The organism is Helicobacteraceae bacterium (genome assembly GCA_031258155.1).
Taxonomy (GTDB): domain Bacteria; phylum Campylobacterota; class Campylobacteria; order Campylobacterales; family SZUA-545; genus JAIRNH01.
Genome location: JAIRNH010000062.1, coordinates 34,845 through 57,284, shown reverse-complemented (window position 1 = coordinate 57,284; position 22,440 = coordinate 34,845). Strand labels below are relative to the sequence as shown.

The window sequence follows — 22,440 nt, the reverse complement described above, 5'->3', positions numbered from 1 at the left end:
TGTTACTTATCCTCTTTCGGTTTGTATTGCGCCATCTCTTGAGTGGCGGTTACAATAATGTCGGCTTCCGTTCCTCCGGCAAGTTCAATAATCGGAAAGACTTGGTCAGCCATGTCAAGGTAAAAGTCAGCCAATCTGCTCATAGCGTTGGATACGCCTCTATAAGCTCCTGCTTCTAATAGCTCATTATCGTTTGCGGTAGAGGTTGTGGTTGTTCCAATTGCGGATGTCATTGTTACTTGGTCCTTGACGCTAAACGACTCGGCTACTCCGTCCAAAAATCCCGCTATAAGAGCGTTTGCTAATAATGTCCCTTGTTTGCTTACCACTCTGCCTCTAATTCCGTTTTTGGAATCTTTACCGGAAGCGGCGTAACCGCTTAATGGAGCTTCTAACAATTTACCTTCAGAGTTCGTGCAGGTTAAGGTGTTTGTCCTAATAAGCACTCTTTCGCTAGGCAGATCGCCTGCGGCTTCGCTTAAGATATGGCAACCTGTAATATCAAGATTATGAGCGTTAGGGATAATAGATAGATCGGTAACTCTCCATAACATTGGGAGAGGCTGAGACTTTGCCGCGCTCATCGTCGGCGCGTCAACTCCGGTAATGCTAACTACGGGGATTATTGTTCCCGCAGGTATAGGAGGCAAGGTTATTGCGGCTTCGTTATTTTTTTTTTCGTCAATCTTCTCCCCAGTTTTTTCGCTCTTAAGAGCGCCGTTGATCACTTGATAGCGGGTTATTGTTTCTCTTTTGACAAGCGGCACGCCGTTTGGATCGGTCTGCGTCCCCATATTTCTGGAAATAAACCTATCCGCCCAAGTAGAAGATTGTTGTTGATTATTTGAGGTTTGTTGTTGTTGAGCGGGCTGAGAAAATGGATTTGAGGCGGATGAGCTTGTCGAGCTTCCCGTTCCCGTCGTTTGTTGTTGTTGATTTGGTATAGGAGGATACGCCGCGCCTCCTCGCTGAACGACGGTTATTGTCGAGTTATGTTCCTTAGCGGCTTTTAACTCAGCTTGAGCCTGTTTCAGTTCGCTTTCAAGCTGGTTCATACGCTGTAATATCTGGGTATTCTGATTTCTGACGGCGCTAACCGCTTCGTTAGCGCCCCGCATCTGTTCGCTTGCTTCTCCAACCCATCTTGTCTTGGCGGCTTGCTCGTCGTTGATAATCCTAAACTTGTCTCCGTAATCGGGATTATCAGACGGCGAACCGCCTCCCCATACCATAAGGAGCAAGATTGCAAATAGCGCTACAGCTCCGATTATTATCCATTTGGTCAGCGTTTGATTAGATGAGGCGTTATCCGGTCTATTTGCCATTATTGCCGCCCCCCTCTACGATAATAATCGCTTTAACGTAGCTTTTAGGGAGCGCTACGTGAGCGTAGTTGCCGTAATACCAACTAACGGCTCTAGCGGGATTCTTTGGAGAAATCTTTTCAGCGATTGAGAAAAGCAGTTGTCCGTCGTAGCGTCTTTCCGTGTTGTCTCTGTTATAGACGTTTAGGAGATGTATATCGTATAGCGCGCCTTTATATGTTTTTAGCAAGGTAATGGTCATATTAGCGTCTTTAGAGGCTATTCTCCACTTCTTGCTTCCGTTCTCTACTACTCTATAACCACTTGGCGTTTGCGCTTGGAATACAGCCTTTGCTAATTTCCCCAACGTCTCTTGGTAAGGAGAGGCTGTCTCGTAGGCTAGAGCCTCTTTTAGGTTTGCCGCAGTCGATCGGATAATCACAGTCTTTAACGCGGTATCCGACGGGATAACCTTAAAGGTATAGATTGCGTTATCGGATGTAATTAACACAAGATCGGCTGGTTTAACCTTCGCGTAGCTTATTTCTGGTTCGCCTACAGGGGTTTGTTGATTATTTACGACCTCGTATTGTTGTCTAACCGACGGCAGAAACTTGATAATCGCCCTATGACCGATGGTATCTACTTGTATATCCTTCTCTTGGCTGTAGTGCTTTGAGATAATCGGATTAGGCATTTCGATAACGTTCTGGTCGGTGCGGGAGAGCTTCAGCGTTATTGTTCCGACTGGATCGGTAATAATCTGAGGGGCGGCGGCGATTAAGGGCGCGGCGAAAACAATCGCGCAAACGATAGTTCGCTTAATCAACGCCGTTAAAAGAGCAAGCGCGTTATCTCTCATTGATTCTTCCTTTCAACTTCCGCAACGCCGAGCAGCCAAAAGCGTCCGTTATCAATTTTATATTGGATACGTAGCGTGGTTGTTTTGCTTAAGGCTACAATATCGCCCGTCATTTCCTTCAAGAGACCTCTGATATATATCACGTTTCTTTCGCCGTAATCAATAGTTATGGGTTGGAACATCCTTGTAATAGCGTTATCGCTGATATAGCTCAGTTGTTGCGTTATCGCCCGATCGACTTCGTTTCTACGATCGCTAGGCACAAGAGGTAAGATTGCGGGCTTGACGTTTTTAATGTTGTCAAGGTGGACGTTCCATAGCACATCGGATATATACCGCGCTATCTGTTCAAGGTAACTTGCGCTCACTTCGCGTCCAGACACCCAGAACTCCTGAGTGGCGTTAAAAGACGGCAGAAATACCGTTCTAGAATTTGTGGCGAAAGCTAGAATATAAACGCCTAAAATCAGATTGGCGATTACCATCGCAACAAGAGCTATGGTGAGTTTCTGGTTTTGCAGAAATATCTTGTATTGTTCGGACTTGAACTTTTCAAAAATCACAGTGATACCTTGTTTAAGAAACCGTTTTCTGCGTTAGGTTTGTTTGCGACGAGCTTCGGCTGTTTCATCTTTTCACCCTCCCACAAAGTAACGGATATTAGAGGGAACGAGAGTTTTAGGTTTATTTAGCCCAAGAGAGTAGAGCGTCTGTTTCCCCTTGCCCCTCACCGCTCCTTTTTTATAGGAGCCGTAAAGAAAACAAACCCCAATCGCTATCGTCTCGAAGAATAAAATCCATACGCCCGTAGGGAGTATATAGGCAAAGCAGATAAGGATAACGGCAAGCAGAAACTGATCGATCTCCCAATTGCCGATCATAACCGGCGCGTCTATGTATTTATGGACTTGCGTGTAGTCGTTTTCGTCGTTATTCATAGCGCGTCCCTAGAGTATCAATCCAGATACTTTTTTCGCGATACCCACGATTCCCATCAATACAAAAGTGCAAACAATCGTTATGATGCCGGGCAAAAACGCCGCGCGCATAATCATCACAACGCCTATAGCGACTAAAAAAATCGCCAGCAGCACTCCGCCTGCTCCTCCTAGTAGGCTCTCTATTTTTGTTAAAACAAAGTCCAGACCAAAGTCGTCCGAACCGCTATAAGCTAATGCTCCGATTACAAAGGCAAAACAACCTAAGCCAACCAATACGGCTAACTTATCCATAAAACCTGAACCCGCGACTTTCATTTTCTTCTCCTTACAAAACTATTTTAATTACAGATAAACGAGATTTACGGAAACTTGCAAAAACTGAGCGAAATTAAAGAGCGATCGAGGAGTTTTTTAGAGGAATGGCAAAGATTTTAAGAAAGAATCGAGGGGGTTTTTACGAAGCCAAGAGAGTTTTTATCCGATCAAGCGGACAAAACGAAACTTGATAAGCTCAGGCTTTCTTACGTTTTTTTCTTTTGAACGGGCGATAGTAGCCAAGATCGTCGCCTCTTTCTACGCTTCTCCTCGCTTTTCGCCTCTCGTCAAAAGAGTCTTTTATGTGTCCGTAAATTATCCGCGATAAAGCGATGATTGTCGCTCCCGCTAAAACGTAACCGTAAATATCCCACCATAGCTCTCGCGTCATTATTTTTCCTTATTTATGCAATTTCATTATCTCGGACATAAGCATCGCGACAATAACCGTAGTCGAAATGACCATTCCTAGCGCCAGCGACATTGCGAACAGGGCTATGAAAGGGTTATACGATTTGGCGATAAAATCGTAGAAGCCCGTAATCCCCGTAAAACAAGAGCCAAACACCGCAATCGACACAAGCAGTTCCGCTACAAAAACGTAAAGCCCGTATCTCTTCTCTATGAACTCATAAATAGAAATAGCGGGTAAGCGCTGGTTTTTGGTTGGGAGAGGGTTGGCGTTTAGGGGAGGTCTTTTGTTGGGAATGCAATCACATTGCAAATTTTACGATAAATTCGCTCCACAAGAGGATTTGAGAGGGTTTCTGTCCCCTCTCTAGGGGGGTAATTTCAGGGAGTTTACGCAATTGCCTTACTCTCGGCGGCGTATTTTGAGTCAAGGGTTTCCAAGAAATCTCGCAACTCTTGTTGATACCTCTCTAGTTTTTTAGACGCGTCTTCAAAGGTTACGCTCGGCTTCCAAGTAAAAGTAGCCACACCTTTAGAGGTCAGCCTAAAACTGAACGGCTCAATAGTTTTAGGCGCTTTAAGTTGCCTAACATGAGCAAGCGCTTCTTTCTGGGTCATTCCGTCGTTAATGATTTTTTGTAAAACGCGTTCTTGATTTGTAGGCGTAACCTGTTTGGCGATGACTCCAAGCACCACTGTATCCCTATAGTTTGATTTGAGGGCAACCTCACAAGCAGGTTCGCTGAGCTTAGCAATATCAAGATACCGACACATCGTTCTATCTCCGAAACCTAATATAGCGTCTAGTTCGCCCCGATCGTTTAGCACATTTGTTTCTACCATCCGCTGTATTCCTATCGCAACCTCAATCGGATGCAAATTCTCGCGCTGTATATTTTCCTGTAAAGCCACGATTTGCATTCCCTTTTTATCCATTGGCGGTTGGATCACACAACTAACGGTGGACATACCCGCTAATTTGCAAGCTCGCCAGCGTCTTTCTCCGGCGATGATATAGTAGCCGTCTTTGCCGTCGTCTCTATCGCATACGACTACGGGCTGTATTTGCCCGTGCTCTTTGATAGAATCCGACAACTCTTGTAGAGCCTCCACTTCAAAATCCCATCTAGGCTGATATGGGTTCGGCGTCAATTCGTCAATAAGAAGCCGCCTAATCTCTCCCGACGTTCCTTTTAGGGTTCTGTTTGTCGTGATGTTTTCAAGTCGCGGTGTTATTTTAAGCCTTTCAGACATTGATGATCCTTTTTACTGTGTCGGTTATCGTGTCGATCTCGCCGCACACTTTTTCGTAGTTGAGCCTGTTAATGGACGATTCTTCTCGCAAATCATAAATCGTCTTGCCTTTATTCTCCGCCGACTGTAGCCCCCGCGTAAAACGCAGAGGCAGGACAAGTATTTCGCCCACGCTCTCGTCGCATTGATTTAGCGCTTCCTCCAAATCCTCTTTGCTCCTTTGCAGGTCTTTTTCTTCTTTTAGCATATTGGCTATTGTCATTATGTTTTTATTGACGAGCCAAATCTGCAAGAAGCTATCGACCGTATTCTGCAATGCGTAAAAGGTCGGCGTATAAGGCACGACGATTAGATCGCTTTTCATTATAGCGCCGTGCTTGCGCTCGTCGTCTTTACCCGCGAAATCGTATATTACGATGTTATCGTCAATATTGAGCGGGATCGTGTGAGGCGCTTTAACGACCTTAAGAGGCTTCATATACTCTTGCGCTCCTCCTCGATCGCAATCTACAAGAGTAGCGTCGAGCCTATACGCTAACTCTCTAGCGATTGTGCTTTTGCCCACGCCGCCTTTGATGTTGTAGATCGAGATGATCTTTTGGGTCTTGTTTGCCATTTTGGTCTCCTTTTGGTTTGCGTCGCTCATTGAGGTCTCCTTTCCTTTAACGGCTTCGTCTAACATCGCCGTTTCGCCTTTATTTAGCTTTACCATCGTTTAGCTCCTATCGTCGCCGTCGCTACCGCTATCGCCATTCCCAAACAACGATGGCGATTTATCGCCGCTATCTTGTCTGTCGCCTTCTTGTCGTTTGCTCTCTTTCCCTCGTCTTTGGCTATCTAGCGCGACTTTAGGTTTATTTGTTGTTAAGTAACCTTTGGCGCGCAGGTGGGCAATCACAATCTTTCGTGCTACGTGCCCCAAAGGCACTTTGATCTCGTTTTCGTTCCGCTCGTCCTCGACGAGAGACAAAAACGCCTCGTAAAGCTCCGGTTCGAGCTTTACCGCTACAGTGTGCAGTTCCATCTTCTCTACCTCCTTGCAATACTAATAAACGGGATTTACGAAAAATTGCCGTAAATATTAGAAATTTCCTAAAATTTCTCAAAAATCTCCGCAATTTCCTGATTTTTTTCACCTTTTAACGGCAAATCCCCAAATCTTGGAGAGCTTCGGATTTGCGATTGTCGTAAAAGCCGTTAAAAAAGGAAGGCGGTGATTTTGGCGATTGACTGTTGAAAACGAGATAGGGGGGTAAGGGGCGATAGCCCCTTCCGATCAGAGAGAAACAAAAGAAAAATCCTTTCAGAACGAAAGCGAAGCGGACAAGCAACAAAAAAAAGAAATCGTTTCAGAACAAGAGCGAAGCGATCAGGGGGTAAGGGGCTTTGCCCCTTCCTGTTGGAAGCGATCAGAAGCTCCTTTTGAAACGAAAGCAAAGCGAATGAAGGGGTAAGGGGGCGAAAAGCCCCCTTCCGATCAAAGCGAGCGTAGCTCGCGGAGCCGCGCAAACTTTTCGCAAAAGTCGGCGATTTCGATTTCTCGCGCGCGCGTTGCGCAAATATAATATATTTATGAGACTAATTAAGAATACTCTTAATATATTTGCGCTTGAACGAATGCTGTGGTGGAGCGGGTTTGTTGGGGCTTATTGGTAATTTTGCGGGGAGTCGAGAGCCAGCTATTGGTAATTCTACGGGGGGTTGAGCCGCCTGCGGGGAGCTATACCAGCGAAGCCGCTTAAATCGCGGATATATGGGAGTTCAAACGAGGCTTATTGGTAATTTTGCGGGGAGTCGAGAGCCAGCTATTGGTAATTCTACGGGGGGTTGAGCCGCCTGCGGGGAGCTATCCTCATTCCCTGATTTTTCATCCGTCCCCCGATTTTTTTGTTTTCCTCGAACGTTCCGTTTATTTGTGCGTTAAGCGGTTCCATATGACCGCCAAACAAAAAAACAGGAACTTTATGATCTACGAACCAAAAGGCAAGGCTAGAGAATACGCCCCTCTAGCTCTAAATCTCTATCTCAACTGCGGACACGGGTGTCTTTACTGTTACGCGCCAAAAACGCTAAGAAAGGATAAAGCGGATTATTTCGCGTTCAACGCTTCGCCTAGAGATATGTTCGAGTTGGAAGAGAGCATAAAGCGTTACGCCAACACTACGGACAAATACGTTCATATCTCCTTTGTCGGAGACCCCTACGACAAAACGCGCAAGGATAACTCCCCGACTCGTAGAGCTTTGGAACTTTGCTTAAAGCATCGCGTTCCCGTCCAAATCCTAACCAAAGGCGGCGCTAGGTGTCTAATAGACCTAGACCTGTTTAAGGAGTTTGGCAAATCTATTAGAATTGGTCAATCCCTAACCTTCTACGATCCGATTCTAAGCGCATTCTTTGAACCTTTTACGGCGGAACCCGAAGAAAGACTAGAAACCCTAGACGCTCTAAAGAAAAACGGAATACCGACGTGGGCTTCCTTTGAGCCTGTAATCGACCTTTCTCAAAGCCTTACGTTGTTGGTCGATTGCCTTATTTACGATTTATGCGATTATTATCGTATAGGAGCGTTTAGCGGAACTCCTCAGCCTCCCGTAGATTGGGAGATATTCCTAGACCTTGCCAGATTGTTTATCAACCGACATAAGGCTAAGGCTTATTTCAAGCAAGATTTAAGAGACCGCGCTCCTATAGCTTCAGCGGAACTAACCAAAGAGCAGATAAATATGGACGCTTGTCCCGTCCCTGCGTTTGATAATAAACAAGACGATGATTTCAAACTGCCAGACCAAACCCAAAACAATTTTTGCGATTGCGACGGGTGTCAATGATGAATAATCAAAGCAACCCAAAAGAGAAAAACAGATGAGCGCCGTTATCGGAAACAGGGTATTTAACGACGGCTCCTACGTCGATATAGTCCTTTCAAGAGGATTTAACAGATTAGAAAAAGCCGTTTTAATCGCTTTAGACGATACTATAAAGCCTAATAAAACTTACGACGAGGAAGCCTATAAGAGCGGTTCTCTTGATTTCAAACGCATATCAACCCATCGTCTTAATCTAACGAAACTATACGAAGCAATCAAACAAAACAACGCTTTCAAGGATATTGACAAAAGAGAGATTGAAATCGTCGCAATGGAGCTTAATCGCGGCGTATCGTTATGGTTTTATCACAAAGACGGCGAATGGCGCTTTACCTCCCGCCTTAACCTAATCAGTCTCAGAGGCGGCGATTCGAGCGATAAAAACGAAATCTACCTCTCCTTTTTTGAAAACAATCTTGACTGGATAAAACATATTCTAGGAACGGATCGCGTTGGAAAAGCTATAGCTAACTTAGGAACTAAGAAAGGTTGGAACTAGCTATGTCCGATACGCCTGTTGCCGTTAAAGAACCAGAGGCTGAAATCTCCGCAAAGCAAATCTTTGCCGAACGTTTGGGGCGTATGCCATCGGCTTCGGTTCAGATTACCAGAGGCAATTTTCCATTACTTCAACAAAAAATATTCGCAAGCCTTATCTACGCTGTAACGACAAAGATAGCGCGCAGACCAAAACTAAATAATTCAGAACCGGACGAAATGACAATCTTTCACTGGTGCGTCAATCTCAAGCAATTGCGCGAGCTATCAGAATTTAACAGCAACGATTACAGCCTGTTTAAACGTTCAATAGACGCGCTTGTCGATCTCTCGGTATCGTTTAACTTATTAGGCAAAGACAAGGACGATATTGTCATTTGCTCGGAATGCGGAACTTATATGAGCGAACTAAATAATCGACTTGTCTGCCCCTCGTGCGGTCATACGACCGAGAAAAAAACGAGGGCGGCGGTAAAAGCCATATCGGGCAAAAGCAATATAATCGACGCGGTTATATACAAAGACGACAAGTTATATTTTTCGTTTACTAATTTAGTCAATTACTATCTTGATAAAGCGCAAACCCGTCTTTATTGCAAATTCCTTCCAAAAAAGCTCAATTCGCTAAAACACGGCTCAAGCCACGCCATTTACCTACTGCTCCTGGACTATATAGACGAAAAGCGAGGTAGAGGTCAAACGCCGTTTATAGACATCGTAACCTTCGCTAAGCTGGTGGGAGGCGATAAATATCTCTCCAACTTCAAAAATCTGCGAACATTTGTGATTGACAAAGCCATCGACGAAATAAACTCCAAGACCAACATAGACGCATTTTTCGACAAATACGACGATGTAAAATTAAACGGCAGAAGAGTAATCGCCGTCAGAATACGAGGCAGATACAAGCAAAGCAAACCGATACAGACTACGTTGTTCGACGACAACGCCAATAACGCCAATAACGGCTTAAATAACAGCAAATCAAACGAGATAACCCTATTCAATCAAACGATAAATAAAGAGAGTTTCTTAGATTTCTTGGCGAAAGACGCGACCAATAAGAGCGCGTATAAAGTTCATCTTAGGCAATTGCTGGATAACGGCAAACTAGGCGATAAAGAAGCGAGAGTTAATCAATATATCGCGTATAAACGCGAACAGGAAATTAAGTCGGAACAAGAGGAAAAACAAAGAAAGGCAAACGAGCTATATAAAACCCTTGACGCTATTGCCGTTAAAGAAAAGGGGTCGAGCTTGGAAAATCTTTATCTTTCAACGCAAGACGAAGGATTTTTGTCGTTTAGTTCAATAATCGGCAATAATAGATTATTGGAGCTATGCTCTAGTTTAATCAATAGCTCTCAAGAAACAATGTTAAAACGGTTAGCAACGCATAAAGAAAAACAAACGAAAGAAACAGAGGAAAGAGAGCGATACGAGCGTCTTATCGTTCAATCTCTGACAAATATCTCTCCATCGGAAAATTGGCAAGTTATCTTAGACGGAGCAAAGTCCAACGTTTTTTTCTCTAACCGCATTCAGGGAATAACCAAAGAAAAAGCTCCGTTGCCGCTTTTGCGAAAGATTTATATCGCTTTGTCAATTGGCAAAAAGATAGAGTTTGAGATAGACAATAGCAAATATATCGGATCGCTTGATAAAGAAATGGCGTTGGTATTGACCGACGCGATAACGGATACTACAACGGCAAAGGATTAACGATGGAACGAAACGCCACATTAGAAGCTATGGAACAATATATAGCTTTGTATCAGCAGGCTGGACAGGTTCAAGAAACCTCAACGCTTCTTGTAATATTCTTTATCGTTATGGCTTTGTTTTCAGGAATTGGAATTGTGGCTTCGGTTAGATTTGTTTATAGGTTTGTCAAGAACGGGTTTAAGATAAGGAAGCCTCTTGTAACGACTAGATATGTGTTTGTGGATAGCGCGTATGGCGTAATGTTCTTAACCTTTCTGCTGTCGTTTATAGCCCTTTTCGTGGTCAGGGCTATAGCGAGCGGAAGGGAGGGGTTTTAGAGATGAGAGGGGGAGAGGGAGAAGTGTGGAAAATTTCTGAGTTGTATATAATATATATATCTGTGTGGAAAACCGCTCAAAAATCAATGGTGTGGAAAATTGCGGGGTTATCTTTGATATTATCCCCCATTTTTGGCATATTTTCGGAACTTTGGCATTCGGAGCGAAAAAAGACGCTTGATAGCCTCTCAAACGCCCTAGTCTCGTCTTGTCCCGCTTTCCGATCTCCTTGCGGGTTAAACGTCCGTTTTAACCAAAAAGCTATAACGAAGCAAATACGATGAAAACCAAGATAGAAAACAACGATAAACTTGATCAGTTTCGGCAGTTGCTTCAAGGCGCTTTCACAGAGCAGCAAACCGAAGCGGTCATTGGAATGCTTTCAAAACTGAATCAGATGATAGACGAGGCGCAAGCGGGAGATAGCATTCGTATAGAAGCGGCTATACGAAAAGATAAAAGGCTAAAGATAGAAGTTGAAAGCGTTGCTTCCAAACAAAAAAGCCACTTCAATAGGATTGTATTGGGCGCGTGCCGAAAAGCGCATTTGGGATGCTTGAGATTGAATAAAAAGTTTAACTTCAAGAAAGTCGAGCAGGTATTATACAGACTACTATTCACAAACGATCAGGAGAAAGCGGAGAAGGTAAAGCGAATGAAGCGGATCGCTCACGGGATTTACAGAGGCTATTATTCAAAGATACAAAAGAGCAGAGCGGCTAATAGCTCCTCTCCTGTCTTTGCGGAGCTTCAAGAGACGTTTCCAAACGTCAATATGCAAGCCGTCTTTGAACTCTTTTCAGTTTCTCTCGAAGACAAGCAGTTCCGAATGAGTGAAAGCAACGTAGAGTTTATAAAGGACATACTCTGGCTATCTCGCGGAAAGATACCCGACAAGGAGAGAGCGGAATGATTGAAGTAAGACGGATTTACGATACAAGAGCGCGAGGCAAGAGCTTGACGATCGGAGTGCCAATCAATAGACGCGACGAAACGCAAGGCAAAAGCGCAACTCGCAAAGAAACTATAGCTTGCCGTCGCGTTTTTTTTAGAGTTTTCGTCCATATTCGGTTTATTTGTTAGACGAACAAAAGCAACTTTGATAAAGGAATTAACCAATGACTAAACAACTATTTACGCTAACGCTTCTAGCGTTTATCCCCTCGGCTCTTTTTGCCGACACTCCAATATATGTATGGGGTAGCGGCGATACCATAGCTGAAGCTTTTAGAGCCCTCTCTCAAACAATAGGGGCGACGGGGAAGGGGCTTACTGCCGTAGCCGTATCAATTGGCGGTATGATCGTCATATTTAAATTTGCCGGAGCTATGGGCAAACCTATCGCTCCTTTTGATTTAGTCAAGTATCCCGCAATGGTTATTCTGCTGCAGCAGATATTCTTATCGCTAAACGGCTCGCCTAAGTATATGGTCATAGACGAAACGACAAATACGCCTTACTCCGTGGGCAAGCTACCTTTAGCGATAGGCGAGAGCTTCGCTTTGTTTTCTAATATGCAAAGAAGCATACTCTCCGCTTTAGACAAGTTCTACACAACTCCCAACTCGCTGTCGTTTAGAAACTCAGGGCTTGGTTTTGCAATGAGCGTTCATGATAGCATAGCTACGGCAAGACCGCTTAATAGCGCGGTTATGGCAAGTTTCAACGCCTATATGGAGGATTGCTTAGTTAATGAATCTGGTCTCAACCCATCGTTCAAAATGCGGTTAAATCAAAGCTCTAGCCTTATAGACGACTTGAAGGTAAATACCAACTTCATAACAACCTATTACTCTACCATAGACGGCTCTGCAAGCGTCGAATACTGCCCTAACGCTTGGGACAAGATAGCGTCCAATCTTACGACCGAGTCCAGACGCTTTTTATCTCAGTTGGCTAGTTCTATGGGATACGATATAAGTCCAAGCGCCAACCCTAGCGCCACCGAGTTTGGAGATAAGGTTGGGACTGTGGCTAACCATTACTTAGGTATGAGTCAAGACGCTGAAACTTACGTTACCCAATCAATGTTGGTAAATATGAACAATCAAGGAGTCAGAACAATGTCGGCTATGTCCGGCATTAACCTAAGCGCTATGGCTTGGATGCCGGCATACGCCGAGAGAAAAGCTCAGTCGGCGTTTTATACGAGCGGCTTTATGGCTAAGAAATATATGCCCATAATGCAAGCGACGCTGATTACCATCGTTATCTGCGTATCGTGGATATTAGTGCTTTTAACGATAGCGATGCACGATATTAAGTATATTCGCCTATTCATAACCCTTATGCTTACAATCTCTTTATGGATGATCATAGCCTCCATAATGAACTTCAGTTTCGATCTTCAATTAGAAAAGGCGATTAAGACCATAACATACAACGTAACTACGGGAGCGTATCAGCTTGTTTTCAAAGACGCTCTGGATTCTACGATAGGCGATAGACTGGCTATGCTTGGGTATATTTCGTGGTTAATACCTATTCTTGCTTTTGCTTTGGCAAAGGGGAGCGACGTAGCTTTTGCGGGACTCTTTAGTATGTTAGGACACGCCTTTGGAGGAGCGGCTAACGCGGCTTCCAACACAAGCGTAGATAAACAGGCGACCGGAGGACATAGCGCGTATAGTCCCGATAAGGGGTTCTCTTATGGAAGCTCTATCTCCGGAGGGAGCGTCTCCTATTTCGACGAAACGGCGACCTATAATAGAATGCACGATATGGGAGGTTATCCTACAAGCTGGATAGAACGAGAGTTAAACGGACATACGCATACCGAAACCGCCAATTCAGCCGCAAAGTTAAACAGCGTTGACGGTCGAGTTACGGACGCTAATGTAGCCGGTATTAACGCTCAACATTTGGAAAACAAAACGGCGACGGCGCAACAATCGTTGCAGGAGACCGCTCAACAGGTAGCGACTAGAACGAGAGAGGAGCTATTTTCGGTAAAAGAGGACGGTTCGTTTAGATATAACGCTAAAGAGGACGCGAGCGCGAGAGAGGCGTATAAACAGGAGTTTCTTAAGACGTTTGAAAACGCCGAGGCTTTGGCTAAGGCGACGGGGATGAGTAGCGAGGCGGCGGCGCAACTATATGCCGACGCGCACGCTTCAACCGGATTAAAAATTTTGGGAAATGGCGCAGAAGTTGCCGTCGGCGCGCGCGGAACGCTAACTGGCAAAGGCTCAACCTCTGAAAGCGCAACGTCAAACATTACCGATAAAGACATAGAAAGACTCAACAGGGCTATGGACACCGCTATGGGCAGAGCTTTGGCTATAGACGAAAACAAAGCCAATACGTTCAGTCAATCAAGCGGCGGAAAGTTAAGTGAAGCCTATTCTAACCTACAAGCTAAACAAGAAGCTCTTAGCGTAGCCGAATCCACTCAGGCAAACCTATCAAAGAATAGATTGATCGAGTATGCGCAATATATGGGTGAGACAGAATACGGTTTTTCGCACGAAAGAGCGCAGACGGCGCTTCAGAACCTAAACGCTATGGGAGCTGAACAGGCAAGCGCGGAGATCGGAAGGATTCTCGGCGCGCCAAAAGCTATAGCAAGCGCTCAAAACGAGATTAACAATACGCAAATCGTCGATAATTTCGATTACGGCGCGGCTCTAGCAAACGCTCGACAGCAAAACGCTCAAGCGGGAATAGATTACAGAGCCGCTTTTGAAGCCAATAAGGAATTCTTTGCCGATCGGGGGCTAATTAGTAAAGCCAATGCAAACACGATAGGCGAAGATAAAATGAAAGAGCTTGTCAATGGAGCGATAGGACGAGGCGATAATTTGAAGGGGTCGCCTGATTTTGTGAGGGCAATGCCCGCGCCGTTTGATGAAATCGGTATAAGCGCTAGCAACACTGTAGGGACTAAGAGGCATAATCCGTTTGATCCAAGAAACAAAAAATGACATTAAGTTTGATAATGTGGTATAATTATAGCTATGATATCATCGTGTTTACTAAAAATAAAGAAGGTATGTGGTGTGGGCGCAAAGCATGGCATTGATCTTGGGCTAGATATGAGTCTTATTGATGAGGATATTGAGAGAAGTCGTAGGGATAGGGGCGCGGATGAAGCAACGGGGCTTTTGACAGCAGAAGAACTCCTAGTAGCAAAAAATGTGCGCACGTTCGTCCTAGTAATAGCGGGGACGATGTTCACATTGTTCTTTCCGCCAATTATATTAGTTTATCTGGGCGTATGGCTTTACAATCGTCGCCAACGGCGATTGGAGAAACAGGCAAACCTTAATAGTGAATGCTTCATCAAACCCATTCAAGGCTAGTTTCCTCTAGTCTTTGCCCTTATGTTTGCTTCCATTCTGTCTCGGCTTCTCGCAAACTCTGCGGACTTGATCGCTGTATTCTCGCGCCACCGCCAAATGTAAAACTGTAAAACCCTCAATATTTTCTCCAAAACCTTCGCTTCCGGCGTTAACATTTTCTTAATTTCAACGATTTGCTTGTATTTAGTTATTAAACTCTCTTAAACTTCGTTTCATTTCCCCCAAACGTCATTCAAGCGTCGATTACTCTTTCAAAAAAGTCGAGAAAGGAGATTCAATGGGTATCGCATCGCGCGCCGCGCATATTTATATGCGCGGGGGGATTATATACGTCTATGGGCGGATCGACAACAGAACCTATCGCTACACCACGGGCAGGACAGCGACGAAAGACAATATCGAATGGGCGAGAAATAACTGGGAGAGCTTTCTGATTAAAGCGATCAGAAAGAAAAAGGCAAAACAAGCCGAGAAAAAGAGAGAGGCGAGGAAAGCTGAAAGAGAAGCCGCTAAACAAAAGGAAGACAGGGAGTTGCGTTCAAGCGGAAGCGATACCATAGCCGGATACGGCGTTCGCGCTCTTGAGTTAGGAGCAAACTTACGCAGGGACGGCGCCAATCGCAAATACGATTACATATTCCGCAAGCGGATCGTTCCTGTATTCGGCGCTTACAGGATCGACGAGATTAAAGCCGCCGACATTAAGCGGTGGCAACTCGATCTAATCAATGAGGGATTGGCGGCTTCAACAATAAAGCAGTATCGCTCCGTATTAAATGCGGTAATGAAGGAGGCTGTCTCCGACGAGATCGTTAATCGCAGTCCTCTTTCAGTCGTTAAGCCGCCAAAAGGTCAGCCCAAAGAGAAGAAACCCTTCTCCATAGAGGAGATAGACCTGCTAATCGCTAAAGAGCAGGATAGCTGGTTCAGAGATTTTCTTATTCTTTCCTTCTTTACAGGCTTAAGAACGGGAGAGGCGTTCGGGCTTGAATGGAAGCATATTGACTTTGAAAAGAAAATCATAAGCGTAAAGCAAACTATATACAAAGGCTCTCTTGGCACTCCTAAAACGCCTTCAAGCGAGAGAGACGTCGATATGCTCCCCATAGTGGAGGACGCTTTAAGAAGGCAATATTTAAGAACAGGCTATCTTGATTCTTTCGTCTTTGTCAATCACCGCAATAGCGTGATTAAGGATATTTCTTACGCGAGAAAGAAGCTCTGGCGATCCTTGCTGGAGCGATGTAATCTTGAATACAGAGAACTCTACTCGACAAGACACACTTTTGCCTCTATAATGCTTTCTGAAAACGAAGAGCCTATGTGGGTATCAGCGATGCTTGGACATAAAAATCTGTCAATTACTTTGAGCGTCTATGCCAAATACATTCCAAGAAAGGAGGTTAAAAGAGCTAAGTTTCTAGACAATCTAAAGTTTGACTGAGTTTTGCTCAAATTGCAATCTTTAAGAATTTGTGATACAATCAAAGGATTGCTTGTAGGTTGGGTTATTGGGGTAGGTTTAGGTTAATATCGGGCGAAAAAGGCTGATTGCGTAGGAACCGTCATTTCCCGCGCAAGCGGGAATGGCGAGGCGAGAGAGATAATGCTTTTAAGGGTTATTTATACTCGTTAAAAACGCTTGCCGAGCCGTCTTTCGCGATTAACAACGTTTGATATGGCTCGCTTAGCCCGCCATACGCTTCGCCGTCCATTCCGGGCGAGCCGATCGGCATATTTGGAACCGATAGCCCGATCGCGTCCGGTCGTTCTTGAAGCAGACGCAAAATATCGTTTGCTGGAACATGCCCTTCGATCGCGTAATCGCCGATTTTCGCCGTATGGCAGGAGGCGAAACGATTCGGTATTCCAAGAGCGTTTCGCGTCTTAGCGTCGCTTTCGTTTATGATTTTTGCGACAAAACCGTTTTTCTCCAAATGAGCGATCCACTCGTTGCAACAACCGCAATTTGGATCTTTATAAACCGTCGCCGAAATTGATTTTTGCGAGCTTGCCAGCGCGATCGGCGCAAAAACAATCGCGATCGCGGCGGCGATCGCCGCTTTTCTAAACGTAAAACGCATCTGTTTTCCTTAATTATGGATTACGCAAACCATTATAGCGCGAGCGCTAATCCAAACGTCCGCTATGATTTTGCGCGCCGCGCCGAGAACGTCTTTTAGCGCGTCGGCGGCTCTGTTTGCCAGTAGAGCGTCGGATATTTATAACCGCCAAACGCGCCCCAAACCCAAGGGGCGCTATCGTCGTTTCCAAAGCGCCAGCCAAGCCCTCCGCCCCCGTCGCCGTTTATCGCGTTTTGATAAGTCGTATTCGCTTCAAAACTAGCCTGCGTCGTTAGGTTGCCTTCCGCGCCGTTATTGCTCGCTCCGGTAATAATCATACCGCTCAGCGCGAAGTTATTTTTTACTTCGGGAGGAGCGGTTCCGACATGTCCAACCGTGTGATTAGCGTCGCCGTTTGCCGTAATTTTTTCATTGATAGCGGCGTTGTTTAAAATTTTTGCCCAGGACGGCGCGGTTCCGCCGACAATACCGCTAACGTTATGATCGCCGCTGATATTGCCTTCGGAGTAGTTATTCGCGATCCAAATATAACCGTGGTTAGAGCTAGATATTTCCGTGCGACCGACAATTCCGCCGCTAAAATTGCCTTCCGCGCTGATATTTCCGATTGAGTAGCTATTATTTATTTCGGCGTCGCCGCCATTATTATGAACCGCGCCCGCGATACCGCCGACATAGCTGCCGCCGCTAACGCTCGCCGCGGAATACGCATTTCTTACGTCGGCGCCGTAAAGATAGCCGACAATGCCGCCTACGTAATTGTTTCCGCTAACGTCGCCTTCGGAGTAGCTGCCGTTTATATCGCCGTCAAGACAACCGGCGATACCGCCGACATAGCTGCCGCCGCTAACGTTACCCTCGAATCGACTGCCGCTTATTTTACCGGCGCCCTTTCCGGCGATACCGCCGACATAGTCGCCGCCGCTAACGTTACCCTCGAATTGACTGCGGCTTATTACGCCGTCGTTTTGCCCGACTATGCCTCCGGTAGCCGAGCCGTAACCGCTAATGTTGCCTTCAAACAAAACGTTGTCGATTAACCCGCCGCTGGTTCCCGCGATCGCGCCGACGCTTTGCGTGCCGTTGATCTCTTTGCCGTTTGCCGTTTTTAACTTTAGGTTTTTCACTATGCCGTTAATCGCGATCGCGCCAAACAGTCCGGCGTTCGCAACGCCGTCGCCATCGACGCTTAGCTCGGTTATACTATGCCCCTCGCCGTTTAGAACGCCGGCAAAGGTATTAGGGGGGTAGCCGTAGGAACATATCGGCGTCCATTGGCTTGTCAGCGCTATATCGTTTCGCAAGATATATTGATTCGCGCAAGCGTCGCCAATCTTTTTTAACCCGTTTTCGTCGGTTATTTCGGTTACGTTCTTTTCCGCGTATAAATTAACGTCGCCATCGATTGAATATCTTGTCGCCGCCGCCGCGATTTTGCCGCTTTCATACCAAGCGCTCACGCCATATTTGTCGGAGTAAACGCTAAGGTCTATCGTCGTTCTTTTGCGAAAATCGTCTTTTTCCAGCAACGTCAGCTCGCTATCGTAAAAAGCGACTTCGGCGTAATTTACGCTGGGATCGCCGCCGCCGCCGTAGCAACCCGCAAAAACGAGAGAGAGAGAGAGACAAGCGCCGGCGACGCAACTAAAAGCAAAACGGAATTGAAACGTCCGCATAACTCGCTCCTTGCCTTCATAATCTCCGCTTATTATAGCGCGTTTTGTTAAATTGCAATTAGCTGCAAAGGGTTGATCGGCAAACCGTCTTTGGTAACTTCAAAGACAAGCTCGCCGCTTACGCGCCCTATCGATTCGCGCTCTTTAAGCGAACGCGCCACTTTGATATTAGGCGAAATGCTTTCAAGATTGCGGTAGATCGTGTGAAGGTTGCCCTGATGTTCTACGATCACCACCTTGCCAAGCGTTTTAATGTTGTCGGCAAACACCACCTTGCCCGGCAGGACGCTTCTTACAAGCGCGTCGCTTGAGTTTGTTTTGAGCGTTACGGAGTCGTTGTGTATTTTGATGTTATAGATCGGATCGGTGTATGGACCGAACTCTTTCGTAATCTTGATCGGCGAGCTATCCAGCGGCGCCTTGACCTTTTTGCCGTTATACGCGCCCGCGCCCGCGCTCTGATACGAAACGCCGTATTGTTTAACGGCGATCGCGGCGCCCGGAGGCGTATCCTGTCTCGTTATCCGCGACTGCTTTAGATCATCGACCGTGTTTTGGCGCATAATGTTCAGATCGGCGAGCAGCTGCCGCTCGCGGTTTTTTTGATCGATCAACTTATTAAGCTCGGCTAAATAACCGTTTTTGCGCTTGTTTAACGTTTCGATTAGTTTCGTCTGTTCGTTTCTTAGCGCGCGCTGTCTGGCGTCGGCTTTGGCTAACGAATCTAAATTGTTCTGCAACTCGTCTATGCGATCTTGCGTCTTTTTAATCCGCGCGATCTTATCGGCGTAGTTCGATCTTAGCCGCGCCGCGTCTTTTTGAACGCGATCGCGCATTAGGTAAAAAATCTCGACTTTTATTATGTCGGCTTCGCTTTGAGAGCCGCTTTTTTCTAGCGTCAAACTTTGCGCGGCGTGGTTGGTCAGCAGTTTTACAAGCGTTATTTCAATCGCGTCTCTTTCAACGATCAGCGACTCTTTTTGCTTCTGCAAAACGGCAAATTCGCCGCGCTCGTTGGATACCTTTTGCGCCAGCGCTTTAATTTTTTGATCGCCGTTTAACAGCGTTTTCTCGATCTCCGCTACCAGCGCGTTGGCGTCCGCTATCTCTTTTGAAAGCGAATCGACTTTGCTCTGAAGCGCGCCCTCGTCGCTTTGACTTTTTTCAAGACGCTCCTGCGCCGCTTTGATCTCTTTTTCGATCGTCTCTATATCTTTAGCTTCGATCGCGACAGCCGCTAGCGCTAGTATCGGTAAAAGTTTAAAAAATCTCATTGCGTCTCTTCGGCTTTCAAGATCACGAACAAAACGCCGCTTAGCGCGATCGCCAACGCCGCGCCAAAAAGCGTCAAAGACGAAACGATCGGATCGTAGCGAACGCCGCTCAATCCAGCCTCGTTTAACAGTCGTCCGACGGTAGAATCGGCTGAAAGCAGATAAAATAAACCCCCGACAACTAGCGAGGCTAAAAAAGAGTCGGCGATAGCCAGACGAAATAGCGACGCGCTTCTAAGCAGTAGCGGCGCGCCGAAGATCGCCATAATGTTTATGCGTTTGCTATGCTCAAAACGCCATACCTCCATCTGCCGCACGATCAGCAAGATCGCGGCGATAAACATCAGCGCGGCTAACGCCGCGAGTATCGTCTTGATTAACAATAAAAGTCTGTAAATCTTATCCTGCGTTTTGGCAAAGGTTTCGACGCGAACAATCGAATCGTTTTTTAGCAACTGCTCCTCGATATTTTCGCGTTCGGCGATCGAGGGATACGCGCTAAGCCGAAGGCTATAAAAGCGCGGCAACGACGTTTTAAGATAGGCTAAATTAGTCTCGCTGAGCGCGTCTTTGACCTCGTCCAAAATCAGCGCCGAATCGATCGCCTCTAACGCGACCGCTTGCGGCGAAACGCGAGGAATATCGGATAGCTCAAGGGTTTTTTTCGACGCCAATACGATCGCGTATTCGTCCCCCAAAGCGATCTCGTAGTCGGTCGTTATCTGCGAAAACGTCGCGAAGGTTTGAAACGCCGCGAGCATCGTAAATAGCGCGAGTATCAGCGATAGATGGTTTTTAATCGATTTCAAAGAGCCGTCCCTCTTCGATACAAAAATGACGATAGTTTATATCGGCGATACTAGGCATTCGGTGCGTAACGATCATTACCGTTTTGCCAAGCTGGTTTACCGCCATAAACAACTCGTGAACCAACTGCGCCGAGAAGTCGTCCAGATTGCCCGTAGGCTCGTCGGCTAACAGCAGCATAGGGTTATGAGAAAGCGCGCGCGCGACGGCGACTCTTTGCTGTTCGCCGCCGCTTAGTTCCCGCGGGAATCGATCGCGGCGGTGCGTTAAGCGCACGTGTTTTAATAGCTTTTCGACCTGATCTTTGATCCGCCTTTGATCGTAGCCGGCGATGTATAGCGGCAACGCGATATTTCGCTCGATTGTCCATTCGTCGATCAGGCGGTAATCTTGAAATACGATCCCTAGTTTTCGGCGCAGGCGATCGATCGAGCTTCTGTTTTCCGACGGCATGTTCACGCCGCCGACGCGCAGATAGCCCTTTATTGGCGCGACCGCGCCGTAAAACGCCTTGATCAGCGTGGATTTGCCGCTGCCGCTGGCGCCCGTTACAAAGATCAGATCGCCCTCGTAAATAGAGAAAGAGAGGTTGCGCAAAACAATCTCGCGGCTGTCGTAAGCTAGAGAGAGGTCTTTGGCGCTCGCGATTTCGTTAGCGACCATAGAGCGTTTCGACCAAAGCGCGGTGCGCTAAAGAGTTAGCCCGCGTGGGAAGCGGCGCGGAGGGAAAGTAGGCGAGCGTATCGTTTTGCGTTAAAAGATATAGCGTCTGCAAAGCGAGCCGATCGCCCATAATTAAACGCACAAGAGAGCCTTTATTCGCAAGTTGCCATCGTTCGTCCGCTCTTAGCAAAAACTCTTCCGAATTCGCGATTAAATCGCGGGCGATTTCGCTTTTTGGCTTGACGCCTCTTGGCAAATCGAAATTATACGCTTCGATCCGTTTAGATTGATCGCTCAAATTGGTTAAAAATAGATCGTATATCGTCTTATTCAACCGCCGCCAGCGATCTTCGTATTTGCTCCGCGTAATCGCTTCCTCGTTTGTTCTAGCTTCGATCGCGACGCGCTTAAACTTTTGGGCGATCCGCGCGGCGGCGTTAAAATAGCTTTCGCTATCGGTGCGAAGATGCAAAACGCCGCCTTTTATCAAAACGCGCAACGCCTCTTTAACAAACGGCTCGCTAAACACTCTGCGATCGGGCGATTTGTCCCAAGGAACGGGAAAATGAACGAAGATTTTCTCGGCGGCGCTCGAAGGCATAGCCGCCAGCAACGTCTTGGCGTCGCATAGGATCGCGGCGATATTGTCGATACCCTCCGCGCGCCGCAACAGCCGCATGGCGCTCGGTCGATGTATCTCCGCGCCTAGATGCAGTTTGTCGGAAAACCGTTTCGCGTTTTGCAAAATATGCCGCCCGCTGCCAAAACCAACCTCGATCCACAGCTTTTTTTCGCGGTTGTATTTGGCGATAAACTCGTTTGGCTCGTAAAAGCAATCGCCTGAAACGGCGTTTTTGATTTTGCCAAAATTTCCGCTTACGACCGTCGCGCCGCTCGCGGCGGCAAACTCGCTCAGCGCGAGCTTAACGGTTTCCAGACAGGGCGGGCGCGTCGCTTTATCGACCTTTAGGATCGTCGCGTCGCCGCGCGGCGCGAAACGAAGCAAAAACTTACTTTTGTTAGCCTCTACGCCCGCGACGCCTTTTTTGCCGATCGAAGCGAATAAAAATCTCAATCCCGCGCTTTCAAACGGCGATTGCGCCGCCGTGAAATTCGCGGCTAAAATATGCGGCATCGT

At 46.5% G+C, this 22,440-nt stretch carries 23 protein-coding genes; 7 read left to right on the top strand and 16 right to left on the bottom strand.

The features are described 5' to 3' along the window. Nucleotides 1-2: 2 nt before the first annotated feature. The 10 genes from LBF86_08640 to LBF86_08595 form a co-directional block, all read right to left on the bottom strand. Entirely contained in the window at nt 3-1,325 is a 1,323-nt protein-coding gene (locus tag LBF86_08640) for a TraB/VirB10 family protein (protein ID MDR0665567.1), read from the bottom strand. Further along, a complete protein-coding gene (locus LBF86_08635) occupies nt 1,315-2,166 on the bottom strand; it encodes a type-F conjugative transfer system secretin TraK (protein ID MDR0665566.1) in 852 nt (283 codons plus the stop codon). The genes LBF86_08640 and LBF86_08635 overlap by 11 nt, the downstream gene beginning before the upstream one ends. Then, nucleotides 2,163-2,729 (bottom strand): type IV conjugative transfer system protein TraE, encoded by a 567-nt coding sequence (locus LBF86_08630; GenBank protein ID MDR0665565.1) that lies wholly within the window; start codon nt 2,727-2,729, stop codon nt 2,163-2,165. The genes LBF86_08635 and LBF86_08630 overlap by 4 nt, the downstream gene beginning before the upstream one ends. Before the next feature lie 72 nt (nt 2,730-2,801). Then, nucleotides 2,802-3,104: a hypothetical protein gene (locus LBF86_08625; GenBank protein MDR0665564.1), complete on the bottom strand. Its 303-nt coding sequence runs from the start codon at nt 3,102-3,104 to the stop codon at nt 2,802-2,804. Between the two features lie 9 nt (nt 3,105-3,113). Further along, complete coding sequence (locus LBF86_08620; GenBank protein ID MDR0665563.1) at nt 3,114-3,422, bottom strand: hypothetical protein; 309 nt, start codon at nt 3,420-3,422, stop codon at nt 3,114-3,116. Nucleotides 3,423-3,618: 196 nt separating this feature from the next. Continuing rightward, nucleotides 3,619-3,813: a hypothetical protein gene (locus tag LBF86_08615; protein MDR0665562.1), complete on the bottom strand. Its 195-nt coding sequence runs from the start codon at nt 3,811-3,813 to the stop codon at nt 3,619-3,621. Nucleotides 3,814-3,822: 9 nt separating this feature from the next. Continuing rightward, nucleotides 3,823-4,002, bottom strand: a complete 180-nt coding sequence (locus LBF86_08610; GenBank protein MDR0665561.1) for a hypothetical protein — start codon at nt 4,000-4,002, stop codon at nt 3,823-3,825. 221 nt (nt 4,003-4,223) lie between these two features. Next, a complete protein-coding gene (locus tag LBF86_08605; GenBank protein MDR0665560.1) occupies nt 4,224-5,087 on the bottom strand; it encodes a ParB/RepB/Spo0J family partition protein in 864 nt (287 codons plus the stop codon). Continuing rightward, nucleotides 5,080-5,799: a ParA family protein gene (locus LBF86_08600; GenBank protein MDR0665559.1), complete on the bottom strand. Its 720-nt coding sequence runs from the start codon at nt 5,797-5,799 to the stop codon at nt 5,080-5,082. The genes LBF86_08605 and LBF86_08600 overlap by 8 nt, the downstream gene beginning before the upstream one ends. A gap of 3 nt (nt 5,800-5,802) precedes the next feature. After that, complete coding sequence (locus LBF86_08595) at nt 5,803-6,111, bottom strand: hypothetical protein (GenBank protein MDR0665558.1); 309 nt, start codon at nt 6,109-6,111, stop codon at nt 5,803-5,805. Nucleotides 6,112-7,021: 910 nt separating this feature from the next. Between LBF86_08595 and LBF86_08590 the strand changes: the two genes are divergently transcribed. The 7 genes from LBF86_08590 to LBF86_08560 all read left to right on the top strand — a co-directional run bounded on the left by LBF86_08590 (nt 7,022) and on the right by LBF86_08560 (nt 16,242). Continuing rightward, complete coding sequence (locus LBF86_08590) at nt 7,022-7,918, top strand: hypothetical protein (protein ID MDR0665557.1); 897 nt, start codon at nt 7,022-7,024, stop codon at nt 7,916-7,918. A gap of 34 nt (nt 7,919-7,952) precedes the next feature. Further along, nucleotides 7,953-8,456: a hypothetical protein gene (locus tag LBF86_08585; protein ID MDR0665556.1), complete on the top strand. Its 504-nt coding sequence runs from the start codon at nt 7,953-7,955 to the stop codon at nt 8,454-8,456. Between the two features lie 83 nt (nt 8,457-8,539). Next, entirely contained in the window at nt 8,540-10,177 is a 1,638-nt protein-coding gene (locus LBF86_08580) for a replication initiation protein (GenBank protein ID MDR0665555.1), read from the top strand. A gap of 29 nt (nt 10,178-10,206) precedes the next feature. Next, nucleotides 10,207-10,497: a hypothetical protein gene (locus LBF86_08575; GenBank protein MDR0665554.1), complete on the top strand. Its 291-nt coding sequence runs from the start codon at nt 10,207-10,209 to the stop codon at nt 10,495-10,497. Between the two features lie 280 nt (nt 10,498-10,777). Next, nucleotides 10,778-11,410, top strand: coding sequence for a hypothetical protein (locus LBF86_08570; GenBank protein ID MDR0665553.1), 633 nt, complete (start codon nt 10,778-10,780; stop codon nt 11,408-11,410). Between the two features lie 205 nt (nt 11,411-11,615). After that, on the top strand, nt 11,616-14,420 hold the full coding sequence (locus tag LBF86_08565) for a conjugal transfer protein TraG N-terminal domain-containing protein (protein ID MDR0665552.1): 2,805 nt from the start codon (nt 11,616-11,618) through the stop codon (nt 14,418-14,420). Nucleotides 14,421-15,075: 655 nt separating this feature from the next. Beyond that, nucleotides 15,076-16,242 carry a site-specific integrase gene (locus LBF86_08560; GenBank protein ID MDR0665551.1) on the top strand — a complete coding sequence of 389 codons (1,167 nt, stop codon included), beginning with the start codon at nt 15,076-15,078 and terminating at the stop codon, nt 16,240-16,242. A 175-nt stretch (nt 16,243-16,417) separates the two neighbouring features. Here the strand turns inward: LBF86_08560 and LBF86_08555 are convergent, their stop codons facing one another. From LBF86_08555 to trmB, 6 genes are all read right to left on the bottom strand, one after another. Further along, entirely contained in the window at nt 16,418-16,882 is a 465-nt protein-coding gene (locus tag LBF86_08555) for a DUF411 domain-containing protein (protein ID MDR0665550.1), read from the bottom strand. A 95-nt stretch (nt 16,883-16,977) separates the two neighbouring features. Continuing rightward, nucleotides 16,978-18,558: a hypothetical protein gene (locus LBF86_08550; protein ID MDR0665549.1), complete on the bottom strand. Its 1,581-nt coding sequence runs from the start codon at nt 18,556-18,558 to the stop codon at nt 16,978-16,980. Between the two features lie 47 nt (nt 18,559-18,605). Continuing rightward, a complete protein-coding gene (locus tag LBF86_08545) occupies nt 18,606-19,832 on the bottom strand; it encodes a peptidoglycan DD-metalloendopeptidase family protein (protein ID MDR0665548.1) in 1,227 nt (408 codons plus the stop codon). Then, nucleotides 19,829-20,641: a cell division protein FtsX gene (locus LBF86_08540; protein ID MDR0665547.1), complete on the bottom strand. Its 813-nt coding sequence runs from the start codon at nt 20,639-20,641 to the stop codon at nt 19,829-19,831. Before LBF86_08540 ends, LBF86_08545 begins: the two co-directional genes overlap by 4 nt. After that, entirely contained in the window at nt 20,628-21,302 is a 675-nt protein-coding gene (locus LBF86_08535; protein ID MDR0665546.1) for an ATP-binding cassette domain-containing protein, read from the bottom strand. The genes LBF86_08540 and LBF86_08535 overlap by 14 nt, the downstream gene beginning before the upstream one ends. Next, nucleotides 21,292-22,437: a tRNA (guanosine(46)-N7)-methyltransferase TrmB gene (trmB, locus tag LBF86_08530; GenBank protein MDR0665545.1), complete on the bottom strand. Its 1,146-nt coding sequence runs from the start codon at nt 22,435-22,437 to the stop codon at nt 21,292-21,294. Before trmB ends, LBF86_08535 begins: the two co-directional genes overlap by 11 nt. Nucleotides 22,438-22,440: the final 3 nt, after the last annotated feature.